Below are 17,940 nucleotides of genomic sequence, written 5' to 3' on the forward strand. Positions count from 1 at the left end.
TTGCTCCTAGTACGAGAGGACCGGAGTGAACGAACCTCTGGTGTTCGGGTTGTCACGCCAGTGGCACTGCCCGGTAGCTAAGTTCGGAATCGATAACCGCTGAAAGCATCTAAGCGGGAAGCGAGCCCTGAGATGAGTCATCCCTGGCCCCTTGAGGGTCCTAAAGGGCCGTTGGAGACCACAACGTTGATAGGTGGGGTGTGTAAGCGTAGTGATACGTTGAGCTAACCCATACTAATTACCCGTGAGGCTTAACCATACAACACCCAAGAAGTGTTCAGAGACTTGTAGCAAATACCAAGCAAACTACTTACAAATTCAGTGGTAATGACAAGCAACTAGCGAAGTCGTTATTCACGTCAGCTTTCTGGATTAAGATTTTGCCTGGCGGCAATAGCGCAGTGGAACCACCTGACCCCATGCCGAACTCAGAAGTGAAACGCTGTAGCGCCGATGGTAGTGTGGCATTCGCCATGCGAGAGTAGGACACTGCCAGGCACCCAATTTTAGATTACGCATTGAGCGTGGTCTTTACCGGTTAGTGTGCTGATATGGCTCAGTCGGTAGAGCGCATCCTTGGTAAGGATGAGGTCCCCAGTTCGATTCTGGGTATCAGCACCATTTTCAAGCAGTACAGCTTTTGCCTGACGGCAATAGCGCCGTGGAACCACCTGATCCCATGCCGAACTCAGAAGTGAAACGCGGTAGCGCCGATGGTAGTGTGGCATTCGCCATGCGAGAGTAGGACACTGTCAGGCACCTATTCAGAAGAGGCCTCCCATGCGGGAGGCCTTTTTGCATTTCTGTCCTCCCGCCTCAATTCCCTGCTTCTATTTCAGTAAAAATGCTGGGCTATCAAGGGATTGCTCGTTACTCTTTAGCCGTTGCCCGATGAACACGTGATGCTGCCTGCGAGGTATTGATGGCTACGTTGAAGGAAATTGCACAGGAGGCGGGGGTATCGCTTGCTACCGTATCCCGTGTGCTGAACGAGGATCCCAGCCTGAGCGTCAAGGACGAGACCAGGCAGAAGATCTTCGAGATTGCCGAGCGGCTGGAGTACAAGACCAGCAGCGCCCGCAAAGGGGTGCACAAGAGCAAGCTGCAGCTCCTGGCTGTCTACGCCTATCCCCAGAGCACCGAGGTCAACGATCCCTACTATCTGGCCATCCGCTACGGTATCGAGACCCAGTGTACCCGCCTCAACATCGAGCTGGCCCACTGCTACAACGGTGCCGAGGGGCGTGAGCTCTCTGCCGTCGATGGCATCCTGGTCATCGGCCATCTGCCGGAAGAACGGCTGGCCGTGCTGCGCGGCCTGTCTGCCCAGCTGGTGTTCGTGGATTGCCGCTCTCAGGGGGATTTTGACTCGATTGATGTTGATTTGGCACTCATCAGCCAGCAGGTAGTGGACTTCTTCATCGCCGAGGGCCATCAGCGCATCGGCTATATCGGTGGCCAGGATGATGGCCCGGATCTGCGGGAACTCGCCTTTCGCGATTATGGCCAGCGGCTTGGCGTGGTACAGGAGAGCGACCTCTATCGCGGAGACTTCTCCAGCGCTTCCGGCTACAAGTTGGCCAAAGAGATGCTGGCCGGCGACTGGCCCAGGGCGCTGTTTGTCGCCTCCGACTCCATCGCCATCGGTGTGCTGCGTGCCATCCATGAGAAGGGACTGGCGATTCCCCAGCAGATCGAGCTTATCAGCGTCAACGATATTCCGACCGCCAAGTTCACTTTCCCGCCGCTCTCAACGGTGCGGATCCACTCCGAGTTGATGGGCTCCCAGGGAGTCAATCTGTTGGTCGAACGGCTACGTGACGAGCGTGATATTCCCCTTCGGGTGCTGGTACCGAGCAAGTTGACCCTGCGTGGTACTACGCGCTGATTTTAGTAAAATGCCCTGCATTTTAGTCGCACCATCTTGCGGTGGTGCGACACCCCTACCAAGCAAACTGCTTTGCCATATCATCCAATGACGTCACATCACAATGTCTTATAGTTGATTTTACTGCCATTCAGCCAGCTATCATCAACATCCATGCCACACCCATCCGCCCTATTCCCTTTTATCTTCCGCTTCTGATCTCGCTCACAAAACCATCCGCTCACTGTGATCAGGTTAAAACTTTACCTATTCAAAACCGATATTTAGTAAATATTTATCTAGAGTTTACCCAGTTAACGTTGCCTTGTTCCGGGAGGACATGTGAATAACTGGGAAAACGTCCAATTCGTTGGTGAAAACAGGCTGGCTCCGCGTGCCTACTTCTTCTCTTATGCCGACCACGCGCTGGCGGCCACCATGCAGCGCGAGCTGAGCCGCCGTTTTCTGGGGCTGAGCGGCCAATGGCAGTTCCACTACTTCGACCACCCCCTGCAGGTGCCGGAGGCCTTCTATCACAGCCCCATGAGCGAGTGGGGCCAGATCACCGTGCCCAACATGTGGCAGATGGAAGGACATGGTCAGTTGCAGTACACCGACGAAGGTTTTCCCTTCCCCATAGACGTGCCCTTCGTGCCGACCAACAACCCCACCGGCGCCTATCAGCGCAGCTTCACGCTGAGCCCGGCCTGGGACGGCGAGCAGGTGATCATCAAGTTTGACGGGGTGGAGACCTACTTCGAGGTCTATGTGAACGGCCACTATGTCGGTTTCAGCAAGGGGAGCCGTCTCACCGCCGAGTTCGATATTAGTGCCTATGCCAAGGTTGGCGAAAACCTGCTGTCGGTGCGGGTGATGCAGTGGGCGGACTCTACCTATATCGAAGATCAGGACATGTGGTGGATGGCGGGGATCTTCCGCGACGTCTACCTGGTGGGCAAACCGGCAGTCCATGTGCAGGACTTCTTTATCCAGACTGCGCTGGCCGATGACAATCAGAGCGCCACCCTGAGCTGCGATATCCAGCTGGAAAATCTTGGTGCGCCAGCCCGTGATCACCGTCTGGTCTGGTCGCTGCTGGATCAGGGCAGCGAGATCGCCAGCGGCTCGCTCGACCATCTCGCCATCGATGGCAAGTATGACTGCCGCTTCACGCTGGATCTGGCCAACCCCCATCTGTGGAGCGCCGAAGATCCTTACCTCTACCAGCTGCAACTCTCCCTCTACAACGGTGAGGGTGAGCTGCTGGAAGTGATCCCGCAGCGGGTCGGGGTGCGTGAAATCAAGGTCAAAGATGGCCTCTTCCATGTCAACGGCCACTACATCAAGCTGCACGGGGTGAACCGCCACGACAACGACCACCTCAAGAGCCGCGCGGTCGGCATGGATCGGGTGGAGCGCGATATCGTGCTGATGAAGCAGCACAACCTCAACTCTGTGCGCACCGCTCACTACCCGAACGACCCGCGTTTCTACGAGCTGTGCGACCAGTACGGCCTGTTCGTGATGGCGGAGACCGACGTGGAGACCCACGGCTTTGCCAACGTCGGCGATCTCAGCCGCATCACCGACGACCCTTTCTGGGAACCAGTATTCGTGGATCGCATCGAGCGCCACGTGCACGCCCAGAAGAACCACCCCTCCATCATCATCTGGTCGCTGGGCAACGAGTCCGGCTACGGCTGCAACATCAGAGCCATGTACCGGCGCTGCAAGGAGATCGACCCGACCCGGCTGGTACATTACGAAGAGGATCGCGATGCCGAGGTGGTGGATGTGGTGAGCACCATGTATTCCCGCGTCTCCCAGATGAACTGCTTCGGCGAGTTCCCGATGGCGAAGCCGCGCATCCTCTGCGAATACGCCCACGCCATGGGCAACGGCCCGGGTGGTCTCAGCGAATATCAGCAGGTGTTTGACCGCCATCCCCACATTCAGGGTCACTACATCTGGGAGTGGTGCGATCACGGCATTTTGGATCAGGACGAGCAGGGGCGCCCGGTCTACAAGTACGGCGGCGACTACGGCGACTACCCCAACAACTACAACTTCTGCATGGATGGCCTCATCTACCCGGATCAGACCCCGGGGCCGGGCCTGCGCGAATACAAGCAGGTGATCTGCCCGGTCAAGGTGCGGGCCCTGGATCTCGCGAGCGGCAAGTTGGAGGTGGAAAACCGCTACTGGTTCTCCACTCTCGACGACATCCGCCTGCTGGTCGAGGTGAAGGCCGAGGGCGAGTTGCTGGCCAGTCAGCAAATCCGGCTGGAAGGGATTGTCCCCGGTGCCACCACAGAGCTGCAACTCGAACTGCCATCCCTTGATGCGCGGGAAACCTTCGTCCAGCTGCGGGTCATCAAGGCCACCGCCACCCGTTACAGCGCGGCGGAGCACGAGCTGGGCCAGTACCAGTTCCGGCTAAAAGAGTCGACTCGCCAGTTGCAGCCCTTTGCCAACCCCAACGCGACCCCGTTGCAGATCGCCGATGAACGCCTCGCGCTGACCTTGAGCGGGAGCGGCTTTGCCCTGCGCTTCTCGCGCCTCGACGGCAAGCTGGTGAGCTGGCAGCAGGATGGCAATGAGCTGATTGAGCGCTCACCGCGCCTCACCTTCTTCAAGCCGATGATCGACAACCACAAGCAGGAGTACGAGAGCCTGTGGCACCCGAATCACCTGCAGATCATGCAGGAGCACTTCCGCACCTTGAGCTGGCGTCAGCTGGGCGAGGCGGTCGAGGTGACGGTGGAGAGCCTGATCGCGCCGCCGGTGTTCGACTTCGGCATGCGCTGCCGCTACGTCTACACCCTGAGCCCGAACGGCCAGCTACACGTGGCACTGTCCGGTCAGCCCTACGGCGGTTATGACGACATCATTCCCAAGATCGGTTTCGAGCTGGGTATTCGCCAGGATCTCGACCGGGTGCACTACTACGGCATGGGCCCGGGCGAGAACTATCAGGACAGCCGCCAGAGCAACTGGATCGATAGCTTCAACAGCACAGTCGGCGAGATGTGGGAGCACTACCCCTTCCCGCAGGACAACGGCAACCGCCAGCAGGTGCGCTGGGCGACCCTGACCAACCGTCACGGCGCCGGTCTCTACGTGCGACCCGATGCCCCCATCAACCTGAGCGTCTGGCCCTACAGCTGGGAGCATATCCACGCGGCTCAGCACATCAACGAGCTGGAACCCTGCGGTTATCTCACCCTCAATCTGGATCACAAGGTGCTGGGGCTCGGCTCCAACTCCTGGGGCTCCGAGGTTCTGGACTCCTGGCGGGTGCGCTTCGAGCCGTTCAGCTTCGGTCTGACCCTGCTGCCCATCGCCCGTGGCAACCTCAATCCGGCTGCGCTGGCCGGGCTCGACCTCACCATCAACGGCGGGAGGAACCTCGCATGATCACCCTGGACAACCTGACCCTGTTCAAAAATATCTACCGGGAGGGCAAGAAGTGGGGCCGCTGCGTGGAGGCCATCAACAACCTGCCAAACCTCAAGCCCGGCATCTGCCACTCCATCGGTGACTCCCTCACCTACCGCTTGCAGGAGGGGGCCAGCCCGGCCACCTCACTGTTCGAGGGGCAGCGCCGCTACTTCGACGTTCACTACTACCTGGAAGGGGAAGAGACGGTGGAGTGGGCCCCCAAGTCGGATCTGCGGGTCGAACAGGCTTACGACGACACCACAGACCGCGAGTGGCTGGCCGGCGAGGTGCGTGAGCGCCAGAAGGTGGGCAACGGCCAGGTGGTGATCTTCGAGAACGATGAGGCCTATCGCTTCGCAGGCGACGCGCCGGTGCGCAAGGTGATCATCAAGGTCACCGTCGAAGGCGGCTACTTCAAAAACAAATAACAAGCCGCTGTTTTTTTACTGACACATACCGGAAGGCGCGGGGCCACCCTACAACCCATGCCCCGCCCTTTCGTGGATAACTACAGGTCTGGAGATGCACCATGTCTGATTCCAAACGGAATACGATAGGCAAGTTCGGTCTGCTGTCGCTCACCTTCGCGGCGGTATTCAGCTTCAACAACGTCATCAACAACAACATCGAAATCGGCCTGGCCTCGGCCCCCATGTTCTTTCTGGCCACCATTTTTTACTTTATTCCGTTCTGCCTCATCATCGCGGAGTTCGTCTCCCTCAATAAAAATTCCGAAGCGGGGGTTTATGCCTGGGTGAAAAGCTCCCTCGGCGGGCGCTGGGCCTTCATTTCCGCCTACACCTACTGGTTCGTGAACCTGTTCTTCTTCACCTCCTTGTTGCCGAGGGTCATCGCCTACGCCTCCTATGCTTTCCTGGGCTACGAATACATCCTCACCCCGCTGACCACCACTTGCTTAAGCATGATCCTGTTCGCCCTGGCGACCTATGTCTCCACCAACGGCGCCAAGATGCTCGGCCCCATCACTTCGGTGACCTCGTCCCTGATGCTGCTGCTGACCCTCTCCTACATCCTGCTGGCAGGTGCGGCACTGGTGGGTGGCGTGCAACCGGCCGACCCCATCACGGTAGAGGCCATGGTTCCCGATTTCAGCTGGGCGTTTCTTGGCATCACTACCTGGATCTTTATGGCAGCCGGTGGCGCCGAGTCGGTGGCGGTCTACGTCAATGACGTGAAAGGGGGATCCAAATCCTTCGTGAAGGTGATCATCGTCGCCGGGATCTTTATCGGCGTGCTCTACTCCATCGCCTCGCTGTTGATCAACGTGTTCGTGCCGAGCGGTACCCTGAAATATACCGGCGGCTCGGTGCAGGTGTTTGAAGGGCTGGCGGCCTACTTCGGCCTGCCGGAGATCCTGATGAACCGCTTCGTCGGGCTGGTCTCCTTCACCGCCATGTTCGGCTCCCTGCTGATGTGGACGGCGACCCCGGTGAAGATCTTCTTCTCCGAGATCCCGGCCGGCATCTTCGGCAAGAAGACGGTCGAGCTGAACGAGAACGGCGTGCCCGCCCGGGCGGCCTGGATCCAGTACCTCATCGTGCTGCCGCTGATGGTGATCCCGACCCTGGGCTCCAACACGGCGCAGGAGCTGATGAACACCGTCATCAACATGACCGCCGCCGCCTCCATGCTGCCGCCGCTCTTCATCATGCTGGCCTACCTCAATCTGCGTCTGAAGCTGGACCACCTGCCGCGGGACTTCAGGATGGGGTCGCGTACCACCGGCATCGCCGTGGTGTCGGTGCTGATCGCCATCTTCTCGGTGGGTTTCCTGGCCTCCACCTTCCCGACCGGTGCCGACATCATGACCATCATCTTCTACAACGTGGGCGGCATCGTGATCTTCCTCGGTTTCGCCTGGTGGAAATACAACAGATACGAGGCCTCCCTGAGTGCCGAAGCGCGTGAGCAAGAGGCCAGGCCGACGGCCGGGCTCTCCATGCCGGCGTCATGAGCGCCGTCCTTACCCCAGATCAGAACGGGTGGCCGTTGGCCACCCGCAAACCGTTGAACTAGAAAAGGAAAAGACCATGAGCGAGACGATCGAGTTTGCCGAATTCAAACGGGTCGAGATGAAGGTGGGCAAGGTGCTGGAGGTGGTGCGCCACCCAGGCGCCGACAAGCTCTACATCGTCCAGATCGATGTGGGTGGCGAGCGCCCCCTGCAGACCGTCACCAGTCTGGTGCCTTACTACAGCGAAGAGGAGCTGATGGGCAGCGAGGTCGTGGTACTGACCAACCTCAAGCCCACCCGAATGCGCGGCGAGCGTTCCGAGTGCATGTTGCTCTGCGCCGAGGCCCCGGACGAGAGCCAGAGCGTGCTGCTGCAACCGCGGGTGCCGATGGCGCCGGGCACTCCGATCGTCTGACTGGTATTGCGAGCCGGTGCGGGAGATTGCACCGGTTCACCAACGAGGCCGCCCACGCGGCCCGCTCATAACAAGAGAGTAAAGGGCAGGGTCGACAGACCCTTGCCAAACACATCACAGAGTCACAGCGCTCCCCGCAGGGAGCGCGAGTCCACTGGAGGACACCATGTCTGAATCCGTACGCGGCACCATAGGCAAGTTTGCCCTGTTGTCGATGACCTTTGCCGCCGTGTTCAACGTGCGCAACATCGTCAACAACAACATCGAGCTGGGGCTCAGCTCCGCCCCCATCTTCCTGCTGGCGACCATCGTCTACTTCATCCCGTTCGTCTTCATCATTGCCGAGTTCGTCTCGGCCAACAAAAACTCCGAGTCGGGGATGTATGACTGGCTGAAAAAGCCGCTCGGCACCCGGATGGCCTATCTGGGCTCGTTTCTCTACTGGTTCGTGAACCTGTTCTGGTTCGTCTCATTGCTGCCCAACGTCATCGCCTACGCCTCCTACGCCATGCTGGGCTATGAGTACAGCTTCTCGCCCATGGTCACCTCGGTCATCTCCATCGTGCTGTTTGCGGCGGCGACCCATATCTCCACCAAGGGGGCGAGCTGGCTCGGCAAGATTGCTGAAATAGTGGCCTACGGAGTGTTTGCCCTGTTCGCCATCTATGTGCTGGGTGCCCTGATGGCCCTCGGTGGCGATCATGTGCCGGCCCAGCCCATCACGCTGGAGGCGATGACTCCCACCGTCAACTGGGCGACGCTCGGCATCATGTGCTGGATCTTCCAGGCGGCGGGCGGTGCCGAGACCGCAGCGGCCTACCTCAATGACGTCAAGGGCGGCCAGAAGTCCTTCATCAAGGTGATCATCAGCGCCGGTATCGTCATCGGTGCCATGTATGCGGTCGGTTCCCTGTTGGTGAACGTGTTCGTGCCGCGCGAGAGCCTCACCTATGCCGGCGGCATGGTGGAGATCTTCACCGGCATGGCGCAGTATTTCGGGCTCTCCGAGGCGCTGGTGGGCCGCTTCGTCGGCGTGGTGCTGTTTATCGCCATGTTCGGCTCCATGATGATGTGGACCTCGGCGCCGGTGAAGATCCACTTCTCCGAGATCCCGCAGGGGGTTTACGGCGAGAAGACCACCCAGCTCAACGAGCACGGGGTGCCGGTGCGCGCCGCCTGGTGGCAGTTTGTCTTCGTGTTCGCGATGCTGGTGGTCAACGGCTTCGGCTCGGAATCCGTGCAGCAGATGATGAACACCGCCATCAACCTCACCGCCGGGACTGCCATGCTGCCGCCGATCTTCATCATGGTGGCCTACTTCGTGTTTCGCTGGAAACACGACGACACCCCCCGCGAGTTCCGCATGGGGTCGCGCACCTTCGGGATGGGGGTGGTGTCGGTGCTGATCGCCATCTTCGTGGTGAGCATGAGCGCCTCCGCCTTCCCGGCCGGGGTGGATCTGGTGCGCGCCTTCTTCATCAACGTCTTCATGACCGCGGTCTTCTCGGCGCTGGCCTACTGGTGGATCTCCCGCTTCGAGAAACGGCAGGCCCGCAAGCTCGCCAGCAATGAGAAGAAAGCGGGCAGCGGCCCCCTGGCCAGCCAGCACTGACCGGCATGTGGCAAACAGGAGACGGGCGACCAGGGTCGCCCGTTTTTTATTGGCCGGATCCGGGGCCGGAGGGTCAAAATCGTTTAGTTTTGCTGTGAGAATGTGCGTTATCGTTTAACAAAATGAAACAAATGAAGCTGCCGCTCAACTTTGCACCACAGGGTGTTCGGGGTAAGCTTGTCCCTTCGTATCCGGGGTCGCCGCCTGATGACGCCTTCCCCGTGCCCTGTCGTCCCCATCCCGTGCGGGACGCGCTTTCTCTGGAGACTCCCCGTGCGTCTGGATCCTTTTACCTCTGTGCTGATTGCCGTGGTGGCCCTGGCCTCCTTCTTCCCCTGCGAGGGGCAGGTGGCCGTCTGGTTCGGTCTGCTGACCAAGCTGGCGGTGGCGCTGCTCTTCTTCATGCATGGCGCCAAGCTGTCGCGCCAGAACCTGCTGGCGGGCCTCGGCCACTGGCGGCTGCACCTGGTGGTGATGGCGAGCACCTTCCTGCTCTTCCCGCTGCTGGGGCTGCTGCTCACGCCCCTGGTGCCCCAGTGGCTGAGCCCGGCCATCTATCTCGGTTTCTTGTATCTGTGCGCCCTGCCCGCCACCGTGCAGTCGGCCATCGCCTTCACCTCCATGGCGGGGGGCAATGTGTCGGCGGCGGTGTGCAGCGCCTCGGCCTCCAGCATCCTCGGCATCTTCCTCTCGCCGGTGCTGGTGGGGCTGATGATCAATGTGCAGGGGGAGGGGGTCGATACCTGGCACTCCATTCAGGCCATCATGGTGCAGCTGATGCTGCCGTTCGTGGTGGGCCACCTGTCACGCCCCCTCATCGGTCGCTGGGTTGACAGCCACCGGCCGCTCATTGGCAAGCTGGACCAGAGCTCCATCCTGCTGGTGGTCTATGTGGCCTTCAGCGAGGCGGTGGTGCAGGGGATCTGGCACCAGGTCGGCTGGTACGATCTGGCCAGTATCGTGCTGCTGAGCTGCGTGCTGCTGGCGCTGGTGCTGGGGTGGAACGTCTGGATCAGCCGTCGCCTCGGCTTCGAGCGGGCGGACGAGATCACCATCGTCTTCTGTGGTTCCAAGAAGAGCCTGGCCAACGGGGTGCCCATGGCCAACGTCATGTTCCCCGCCGCCAGCGTCGGGGTCATGGTGCTGCCGCTGATGATCTTCCACCAGATCCAGCTGATGGTGTGCGCCGTGCTGGCCCGCCGCTACCGCGAGCAGGAGGCCCTGCCCCAGGTACAGGAGGGGTAAGCGGTACGGATAAAGAAGAGGGAGGCCATGGGCCTCCCTCTTTCGTTTGCCGCGTCGTCAGCGTTTGCGCCAGACGGTGAGCTGAGCCACCGTGTGCTGGTACTTGCGGGCGGTCTCGCGGATGACGAAGGGGACGTCCCTCGGGGGCATGTGCTCCTCGAACTCCTCCGCCAGCAGCCGTTGCAGCGCCTGATAGGTGCCGAGGGCCTCGCCGTTTTCCCGGATGCCGCCGAGCCAGTTGGCCTTGGGGGTGTAGTCGGTCAGCCAGGTGTAGGGGCTGGTGAGCACCAGCAGGCCGCCGCTGCGAAGGCGCGGAGCAATGTCCCGCAGGAAGCGGGCGGGCTCCCGCAGCCGGTCGATGAGGTTGGAGGCGAGCACCAGATCGTAGTCGCCGTACTTGGGCTTGAGGTTGCAGGCATCCCCCTGGCTGAAGTGGACCCGCTCGCTCTGCTGGCGGCCAAGCTCGTGGCGGGAGAGCCGCGCCTCGCAATACTCCACCAGATCCCCTTCCACCGGCACCGCATAGCGGAAGCTGTCCTGTCTTGCCAGGGTCAGGGCCACGTCGATGAAGCGGGCCGAGTAGTCCACCCCGTCCACGTGGGCGAAGCGGCGAGCCAGTTCGAAGCTGGCGCGGCCGGTGGCGCAGCCGATGTCGAGCGCCCGCTCATGGCGGCCGCAGAGCTCGCTGGCAAGACCGGCCAGAGCCTCGGCGTAGTTGGCGACCCCGAAGTGGCTCGGGCCGTACTGGAAGTCGAGATACTGGGCGACGAGCGTGTCGGTTTCATAAGGGTTCACGATGACGGGCTCCTGATGGCGTGAGACTAGGTAGCGGAAGCCCGCGTGCTGGAAGAAGTGGCGACGGAAGGCGTAGCGGGAGGATTTGAGCGCCTCGTTGCCGGTGCTGATCCAGCTCCCGCCCTTGATGAGGGTGTGCTTGCCGTCGAAGGTGGGGGTGGAGAAGTCGTCGTAGAGGGGGTGCACCTTGAACCCCTCGAAGCCGTCGATGGCGGTGCTGGTCCACTGCCAGACGTTGCCCACCAGATCGAAGAAGCTGCCCTGGGGGCAGGCATCCACCGGGCAGGAGGAGGCGAAGCGGGCCAGGTTGATGTTGCCGGGGGCCTCCATCCAGTCCGGCTGATCGCCGGCCAGTTGCTCCCGCAGCAGCATCCACTCCCCCTCGCTTGGCAGCTGGACGGGCAGGCCGGTCTGATCCGCCTTCCAGCGGCAGAAGGCGGCGGCCTCCAGCTGGTTCACCTCCACCGGCCAGTCCCATGGCATGGGGACCTGCTCGGTCATCAGCCGCAGTTGCAACTGCTCGGGTTCATTGGGATCGCCGACCCAGAAGGTGGGCATGCGGGCGTTGGCATACTGGCGCCAGCCCCGGCCCTCGTCGTCCCACCAGGCGGGCGCTTCATATCCACCCGCCTGCACGAAGGCCAGGTACTCGGCGTTGCTCACTAGCATGCGGCTGGCCTGGAAGGGGGCCAGCTCGATGTGGCGCTCGCCATATTCGTTGTCCCAGCCGTAGGTGGCATCCTGTTTGCCGAGGCGCACCTGGCCGCCGGCCACCGGCAGCAGGGTGTTGACGGGGACGGCGGCGAGATCGTGGCGCGCCTCGGGGCAGACCGGCCACTGGGGCTGGCTGCGCACCCAGGCCAGGGGCAGCTGGCGGATCAGCACGCTGGAGGTCTCGAGGTGGATGCGCTCGTGCTCTATGCCCATCAGGATGACCCAGGCCGGGCTCTGCCAATGGATGGGCAGCTCGATCGGCATCCGCTCGATGAACTCACACACCAGGGCGCGCACCCGGCCGCGGTAGTCACGCAGTTCGGCCACCGTGGGCCAGTCGTAGTGGGTCTCGTCCAGATCGTCCCAGCTCATCTCGTCCACCCCGATGGCGACCAGGGCCTCGATGCGTGCGTCGAGCCGACTCTCGATGAGACGGGCCGCCAGCAGCTTGTTGACGAAGAAGGCGGCGGTATGGCCGTAGTAGAAGATGAGCGGGTGGCGCAGGGGGATTGCCTTGTTGAACCAGGCCCGCTCGTCGGCCAGGCAGTCGAACAGCGAGTCGTAGAGATCGAAGGTCTGGCAGAAGTAGGCGAGCAGCTCGCGGCGCTTGTGGTCGGGATCGTCGCCTGTCAGCAGCGGGGTGCGGGTGGGGGCAGGCAGGCCCGGATGGACGAATGAGTGGCTGGCTTGGGTCACGCTCTGACTCCTTGTTGATTCTGGCGGGTGAAGCAGCGATGGAGTGCTCTATACGCACCAGGTATCACTATTGGCTCAACGAACCGGGGCGGCAACCAAAAAAATGGGTCAACACCCCCCTTCGGGTGTGGTCAGATTGACCAGATTGTGGTCTGAATGACTCTTTGTTATGGACCCTTCGAGCCTCGAAATATTGAAATGGATAGATAAATCATGATGTTAGCCATATGGCACAGGGTTTGCTGATTGCCACTCACCTGCCGCGCCGTGCGGCAAAGAGGACACGAGGAGTAGCGGGATGAAATGGATGCTGGGAGTGGTGCTGGCCCTGGGACTGACCGGATGCAGCTGGCAGGATGACGTCAAGGTGCGCGGGGAGGGGGCCGTGGTGGAGCAGCAGCATCCCCTTGGGCATGAGGTGACCAGGGTGCTGGCGGGCGTGCCCGCCAACCTGTACCTGGTGGCGGGAGAGAGCCACACCCTCAGGGTCAAGGGGGAGGCCAACCTGCTGCCCTATCTGGTGCTCACCGAGAAGGGGGAGAAGCTGGAGATCGAGGTCAAGGATGGCTACCGGCTCGACCCTATCCAGCCGCTGGAGATCACCATCACCCTGCCGACGCTGCACGAGTTGGCACTGGCGGGGGTTGGCAACGGCGCCTTGCGCGACTTCAAGGGGGATGATCTGGTGCTCTCCCTGGCGGGCACGGGGGACATCGTCGCCAGCGGGCTGACGCTGGATCGGCTGGAGGGCAACATCGCCGGGCTGGGCAACCTAGATCTGGGGCAGGGCTCCGCCCGGGTGATGGCGCTGAACATCGCCGGCGCCGGTGGCGTCAAGGGGGCCGGGATCGCCAGCGAGGAGGTCGAGGTGAGCATCGCCGGCAGTGGCGAGGTCGAGGTGCGGGCCCAGTCGCGGCTCAAGATAGAGATCGCCGGTGCCGGTGCGGTCAACTACTGGGGCAGCCCAGCGCTGACCAGCGAGATCGCGGGCTCGGGTCAGGTGAGCCGGTTGGGGAGCTGATCCCATCACCGCAACAATGAAAAAGGCCCCTCGGGGCCTTTTTTGCAGGATGTGACACTGTTGGGTGACGCTTCACTCGAGGGGGAGTGCGAGGCCCAGATCGGCGTTCAGGCGCATCAGCAGCCACTGCATGCCGGCGAGGTGCTGGTGGTCATGGCTGACGAGCAGGCGCACCAGACCGTCCAGGGTCACCTCCCCATAGCCGCCATAGCGGGCGCGGCGCTGCCAGGCGTCGGACGGCACCGTCTTCAGCCATTCGACGGTCTGCAGGCGGGCGGTGCGAAAGCGGTCGAGCTGCGTGGCGGTATCCTGTTGGGGGTAATCATGGTCCAGCGCCAGCTGATAACCATCGAGGGAGGCGAGTTCCGGCAGGCTCTCCGCCAGGGTGCGACGAAACCGCACCTGATAGCCCAGCACCTCGATGTCCAGCAGGTGGCAGAGGTGCCCCCTGGCACTGAAACGCTCGGAGGGGATCCCGGCCCAGTTGGCGGGTTCCCAGTCCAGGTGGTCGGTGGGGACCTGTGCCAGCAGCCGCTCGAACTGATCAGGCATGGCCAGCAATGTGGTGAAGAGAGGCATCCTTGTCTCCTGTTTCCGGGTGAATGGCCGCCCGCTGACGGGGCGGCCACGAGCGGGTCAGCCTCAGGCCGATTCGCCCAGGTGGTTGGCGTGAAAGCGCAGGTGCGCCTCGATGAAGCTCGCCACGAAGTAATAGCTGTGGTCGTAGCCGGCATGGCGGTTGAGCGTCAGGGGCCACGCCCGGGTGGCGGCCACTTCGGCCAGGGTGTCGATGCCGAGCTGCTCCGCCAGGAAGGGGTCGTCCAGCCCCACGTCCACCAGGGTCGGCAGGGGCGGGCTGTCGTGGTGGCGCAGCAGCTGGCAGGCATCCCACTCCTGCCACAGCAGGGGGTTGTTGCCGAGGTAGGCGCCGAGGGCCTTTTGGCCCCAGGGGCAGCGGCTCGGGTGGCTGATGGGGCTGAAGGCCGACACCGAGCGGTAGCGACCCGGCTCGCGCAGGGCGGCGATGAGGGCGCCGTGGCCTCCCATGGAGTGGCCGCTGATGGCGCGCTTCGTCGAGACCGGGAAGTGGGTCTCGATGAGCTCGGGCAGCTCCCGGGTGACGTAATCGTACATCTGGTAGTGATCCCGCCAGGGGGTCTGGGTGGCGTTGACGTAGAACCCCGCCCCCATGCCGAGGTCATAGCCGGGATCGTCCGCCACCCCTTCACCGCGGGGGCTGGTGTCCGGCGCTACCAGAGCGATGCCGAGCTCGGCGGCGATGCGCTGGGCCCCGGCTTTTTGCATGAAGTTCTCGTCGGTGCAGGTGAGACCGGAGAGCCAGTAGAGCACCGGGACTTTCTGGCCGGTGAGGGCCTGGGGCGGCAGGTAGATGGCGAAGCGCATCTCGCACCCCAGCACATTGGAGCGGTGGCGATACTGCTTGTGCCAGCCGCCGAAGCTCTTGTTGCTGCTGATGATGTCCAGATTCATGTAAGGACTCCTTGCCCCGCCCATGCATCGATGGGCGGGGCGCTCATGGGATCAGTAGTGGATGACGGTGCGGATGCTCTTGCCTTCGTGCATCAGATCGAACGCCTCGTTGATCTGCTCGAGGGGCATGGTGTGGGTGATGAAGTCGTCCAGCTTGAACTCACCCTGCATGTAGCGCTGTACGTAGCTCGGCAGCTCGCTGCGACCGCGCACGCCCCCGAAGGCGCTGCCGCGCCACACCCGGCCGGTGACCAGCTGGAACGGACGGGTGCTGATCTCCTGGCCCGCACCGGCCACGCCGATGATGACGGATTCGCCCCAGCCCTTGTGGCAGCACTCCAGCGCCGCGCGCATCACCTTGACGTTGCCGATGCACTCGAAGGAGAAGTCGACGCCGCCGTCGGTCATCTCGACGATCACCTCCTGGATGGGCTTGTCGAACGTGTTCGGGTTGATGCAGTCGGTGGCGCCCAGCTTGCGGGCCAGCTCGAACTTGCTCTCGTTGATGTCGATGGCGATGATGCGGCCGGCCTTGGCCAGGCGCGCGCCTATGATGGCGGAGAGGCCGATGCCCCCCAGCCCGAAGATGGCGACGTTCTCACCCTCTTTCACCTTGGCGGTGTTCATCACGGCACCGATGCCGGTGGTGACGCCGCAGCCCAGCAGGCAGACCTCTTCCAGCGGGGCGGCCGGATCCACCTTGGCGATGGAGATCTCGGGCAGTACCGTGTATTCGCTGAAGGTGGAGGTGCCCATGTAGTGGTAGATAGGCTGGCCGTCCTTGGAGAAGCGGGTGGTGCCGTCCGGCATCAGCCCCTTGCCCTGGGTGGCGCGGATCTTCTGGCACAGGTTGGTCTTGCCGGATTTGCAGAACTTGCACTCGCTGCACTCGGGGGTGTAGAGCGGGATCACGTGATCGCCGACCTTGACGCTGGTGACACCCTCGCCGACGGACTCGACGATACCGCCCCCTTCATGGCCCAGGATGCAGGGGAAGACCCCTTCCGGATCTTCACCGGAGAGGGTGAAGGCATCGGTGTGGCAGACGCCGGTCGCGACGATCCGCACCCGCACCTCGCCGGCCTGGGGCGGCATGACCTCGACCTCTTCGATGGAGAGGGGCTGACCCGGTCCCCAGGCGATGGCGGCTTTACACTTGATGCTCTGAACCTGTGCCATGAATGACGTCCTCGTAGTGGTTGGATGAACGGAAATGAGTTCGGAGATCCAGTGTAGTTTCCCGCCGATTTGGTGATAATAACGCTAAGTATCAAATCACTTTTACACACAGGTAATAATGTTCGGCTGGGAAGGGGTCTGTGAATTTGTCAGCGTGGCGGAGCAGGGGGGCTTTACCCCGGCCGCACGCAAGCTCGGGGTGTCGGTGGCCCAGGTGAGCCGCCAGGTGGCGCAGCTCGAAGACAGGCTGCAGGCCAAGCTGCTGCTGCGCACCACCCGCCAGGTGCGACTCACCGAACTCGGGGAGATCTATTTTCGCCACTGCCGCCAGTTGCTGGACAACCTCTACGAGGCGGAGCTGGCGGTGGGACGCCATCAGGCGGTGCCCCAGGGCTCCTTGCGCATCACGGCCCCGGTCTCCTACGGCGAGAGCCGCATCGCCCCCCTGGTGAACGACTTCATGGTGCGCTTCCCCCAGCTGGAGGTGACCCTCAACCTCACCAACCAGTTGCTGGATCTGGTACACGAGGGGTTCGATCTGGCGATCCGCCTCGGCCACCTCAAGGATTCGACCCTGGTGGCCCGCAAGCTGGCGCAGCGGGTTCCCTATGTGTGCGCCTCCCCTGCTTATACCGCCCGCCACGGCATGCCCAACAGTCTCTCGGAGCTGGCCCGTCACACCTGCCTGGTGGGCAACGGGGACGAGTGGCACTTCACCCTGAACGGTAAACCCCACAGCGTGCGGGTACGCGGTCTGCTGCAGTGCAACAGCGGCCACGCCCTGCTGGATGCGGCCATCAAGGGGATCGGCATCATCCAGCTGCCGGACTACTACGTGAGCGACCACCTGGCCCAAGGCGAGCTCATCGAGCTGCTGCCGGAGCTGCGGGCCCCCGAGGAGGGAATATGGGCCCTCTATCCCCACAACCGCCACCTCTCCCCCAAGGTGCGGTTGCTGGTGGACTATCTGGCCGAGCGCCTCAGCGAGCCCCACCAACCCGCCCTGGTACGGCCCATCGGCTGAGCCGTCGCCCGAAAAAGAGAAGGCCCGCATGTGCGCAATGCTGATCAGTTAAGGATCCATTGACCGATCCTTCTGCTGTAGGACAATCCGGAACCAATCACTGGTTCCGGATTTTTTATGTCTATTGCAAACGATCTGAACGATGTTGTTGAGGCATCTGGCGACATGCTGGCTCGGTTGGCCATTTTTGCCGACCATATTCCCGACGAATGGATTACTGCCGCTGCCGCCTTGTCTGAAAAGGCCACTATCCGCCGACGCCGCTTACCTTCTGATATGGTCTTGTGGCTCGTCGTGGGGATGGCCTTTTTCCGCAATAAGCCCATCTCCGAGGTCGCTCGGCGCCTCAACATCTGTGCAGAAGGGTTGGCCAATGATGCCTTGCTCGCGGACAGTGCCCTGTCTCAGGCCCGTCAGCGACTCGGCAAACAGCCGCTCGAGTGGCTGTTCAAACAGTGCGCCGAT

At 62.1% G+C, this 17,940-nt stretch carries 14 protein-coding genes, 1 tRNA gene and 3 rRNA genes; 14 read left to right on the forward strand and 4 right to left on the reverse strand.

The features are described 5' to 3' along the window. The 11 genes from MUW49_RS15445 to MUW49_RS15495 all read left to right on the forward strand — a co-directional run. Nucleotides 1-259: ribosomal RNA gene (locus tag MUW49_RS15445) — 23S ribosomal RNA — on the forward strand; the annotation flags it as partial. 124 nt (nucleotides 260-383) lie between these two features. Further along, a 5S ribosomal RNA gene (rrf, locus tag MUW49_RS15450) occupies nucleotides 384-498 on the forward strand. A gap of 47 nt (nucleotides 499-545) precedes the next feature. After that, nucleotides 546-621 (forward strand) — tRNA-Thr (locus MUW49_RS15455). A gap of 22 nt (nucleotides 622-643) precedes the next feature. After that, nucleotides 644-758, forward strand: a 5S ribosomal RNA gene (gene rrf, locus MUW49_RS15460). A 164-nt stretch (nucleotides 759-922) separates the two neighbouring features. Further along, nucleotides 923-1,888 (forward strand): transcriptional regulator EbgR, encoded by a 966-nt coding sequence (gene ebgR / locus MUW49_RS15465; RefSeq protein ID WP_041214116.1) that lies wholly within the window; start codon nucleotides 923-925, stop codon nucleotides 1,886-1,888. Nucleotides 1,889-2,209: 321 nt separating this feature from the next. After that, complete coding sequence (gene ebgA, locus MUW49_RS15470) at nucleotides 2,210-5,284, forward strand: beta-galactosidase subunit alpha (protein ID WP_052815656.1); 3,075 nt, start codon at nucleotides 2,210-2,212, stop codon at nucleotides 5,282-5,284. Then, entirely contained in the window at nucleotides 5,281-5,736 is a 456-nt protein-coding gene (locus tag MUW49_RS15475; protein ID WP_052815655.1) for a beta-galactosidase subunit beta, read from the forward strand. The genes ebgA and MUW49_RS15475 overlap by 4 nt, the downstream gene beginning before the upstream one ends. Nucleotides 5,737-5,837: 101 nt before the next feature. Continuing rightward, complete coding sequence (locus MUW49_RS15480) at nucleotides 5,838-7,283, forward strand: amino acid permease (protein WP_052815654.1); 1,446 nt, start codon at nucleotides 5,838-5,840, stop codon at nucleotides 7,281-7,283. A 76-nt stretch (nucleotides 7,284-7,359) separates the two neighbouring features. Beyond that, a complete protein-coding gene (locus MUW49_RS15485) occupies nucleotides 7,360-7,698 on the forward strand; it encodes a tRNA-binding protein (RefSeq protein WP_052815653.1) in 339 nt (112 codons plus the stop codon). A gap of 166 nt (nucleotides 7,699-7,864) precedes the next feature. Then, a complete protein-coding gene (locus MUW49_RS15490) occupies nucleotides 7,865-9,310 on the forward strand; it encodes an amino acid permease (protein WP_052815652.1) in 1,446 nt (481 codons plus the stop codon). 273 nt (nucleotides 9,311-9,583) lie between these two features. Then, nucleotides 9,584-10,555, forward strand: a complete 972-nt coding sequence (locus tag MUW49_RS15495; RefSeq protein ID WP_052815651.1) for a bile acid:sodium symporter family protein — start codon at nucleotides 9,584-9,586, stop codon at nucleotides 10,553-10,555. Nucleotides 10,556-10,612: 57 nt separating this feature from the next. On the opposite strand, the gene ovoA is transcribed toward MUW49_RS15495, so the two are convergent. Further along, the gene (gene ovoA / locus MUW49_RS15500; protein WP_052815650.1) at nucleotides 10,613-12,760 is read right to left on the reverse strand and encodes a 5-histidylcysteine sulfoxide synthase; all 2,148 of its coding nucleotides are present in this window, start codon (nucleotides 12,758-12,760) and stop codon (nucleotides 10,613-10,615) included. 298 nt (nucleotides 12,761-13,058) lie between these two features. On the opposite strand from ovoA, the gene MUW49_RS15505 reads away from it, so the two are divergent. Beyond that, nucleotides 13,059-13,781 carry a DUF2807 domain-containing protein gene (locus MUW49_RS15505; protein WP_052815649.1) on the forward strand — a complete coding sequence of 241 codons (723 nt, stop codon included), beginning with the start codon at nucleotides 13,059-13,061 and terminating at the stop codon, nucleotides 13,779-13,781. A gap of 72 nt (nucleotides 13,782-13,853) precedes the next feature. Here MUW49_RS15505 and MUW49_RS15510 read toward each other — a convergent pair whose 3' ends face one another. The 3 genes from MUW49_RS15510 to MUW49_RS15520 form a co-directional block, all read right to left on the reverse strand. Further along, nucleotides 13,854-14,360 (reverse strand): DinB family protein, encoded by a 507-nt coding sequence (locus MUW49_RS15510; RefSeq protein ID WP_244812936.1) that lies wholly within the window; start codon nucleotides 14,358-14,360, stop codon nucleotides 13,854-13,856. Between the two features lie 63 nt (nucleotides 14,361-14,423). Then, nucleotides 14,424-15,272 carry an S-formylglutathione hydrolase gene (gene fghA / locus MUW49_RS15515; protein WP_052815647.1) on the reverse strand — a complete coding sequence of 283 codons (849 nt, stop codon included), beginning with the start codon at nucleotides 15,270-15,272 and terminating at the stop codon, nucleotides 14,424-14,426. Nucleotides 15,273-15,323: 51 nt separating this feature from the next. Next, a complete protein-coding gene (locus MUW49_RS15520; RefSeq protein ID WP_052815645.1) occupies nucleotides 15,324-16,451 on the reverse strand; it encodes an S-(hydroxymethyl)glutathione dehydrogenase/class III alcohol dehydrogenase in 1,128 nt (375 codons plus the stop codon). A 118-nt stretch (nucleotides 16,452-16,569) separates the two neighbouring features. Here MUW49_RS15520 and MUW49_RS15525 point away from each other — a divergent pair, with 118 nt between their 5' ends. Then, a complete protein-coding gene (locus tag MUW49_RS15525) occupies nucleotides 16,570-17,475 on the forward strand; it encodes a LysR substrate-binding domain-containing protein (protein ID WP_052815644.1) in 906 nt (301 codons plus the stop codon). 117 nt (nucleotides 17,476-17,592) lie between these two features. Beyond that, a partial coding sequence (locus tag MUW49_RS15530) for a transposase domain-containing protein (RefSeq protein WP_244812937.1) occupies nucleotides 17,593-17,940 on the forward strand: 348 nt, incomplete at its 3' end.

It is taken from the genome of Aeromonas sp. LsrichE-8G, assembly GCF_022869435.1.
In the GTDB taxonomy this organism is placed as follows: domain Bacteria; phylum Pseudomonadota; class Gammaproteobacteria; order Enterobacterales; family Aeromonadaceae; genus Aeromonas; species Aeromonas caviae.

Coding starts and splice junctions, on each gene's coding strand:
- ebgR (WP_041214116.1), top strand. CDS start 923: ATGGCTACGTTGAAGGAAATTGCACAGGAGGCGGGGGTATCGCTTGCT.
- MUW49_RS15475 (WP_052815655.1), top strand. CDS start 5,281: ATGATCACCCTGGACAACCTGACCCTGTTCAAAAATATCTACCGGGAG.
- MUW49_RS15480 (WP_052815654.1), top strand. CDS start 5,838: ATGTCTGATTCCAAACGGAATACGATAGGCAAGTTCGGTCTGCTGTCG.
- MUW49_RS15485 (WP_052815653.1), top strand. CDS start 7,360: ATGAGCGAGACGATCGAGTTTGCCGAATTCAAACGGGTCGAGATGAAG.
- MUW49_RS15490 (WP_052815652.1), top strand. CDS start 7,865: ATGTCTGAATCCGTACGCGGCACCATAGGCAAGTTTGCCCTGTTGTCG.
- MUW49_RS15505 (WP_052815649.1), top strand. CDS start 13,059: ATGAAATGGATGCTGGGAGTGGTGCTGGCCCTGGGACTGACCGGATGC.
- MUW49_RS15510 (WP_244812936.1), bottom strand. CDS start 14,360: ATGCCTCTCTTCACCACATTGCTGGCCATGCCTGATCAGTTCGAGCGG.
- fghA (WP_052815647.1), bottom strand. CDS start 15,272: ATGAATCTGGACATCATCAGCAGCAACAAGAGCTTCGGCGGCTGGCAC.
- MUW49_RS15520 (WP_052815645.1), bottom strand. CDS start 16,451: ATGGCACAGGTTCAGAGCATCAAGTGTAAAGCCGCCATCGCCTGGGGA.
- MUW49_RS15525 (WP_052815644.1), top strand. CDS start 16,570: ATGTTCGGCTGGGAAGGGGTCTGTGAATTTGTCAGCGTGGCGGAGCAG.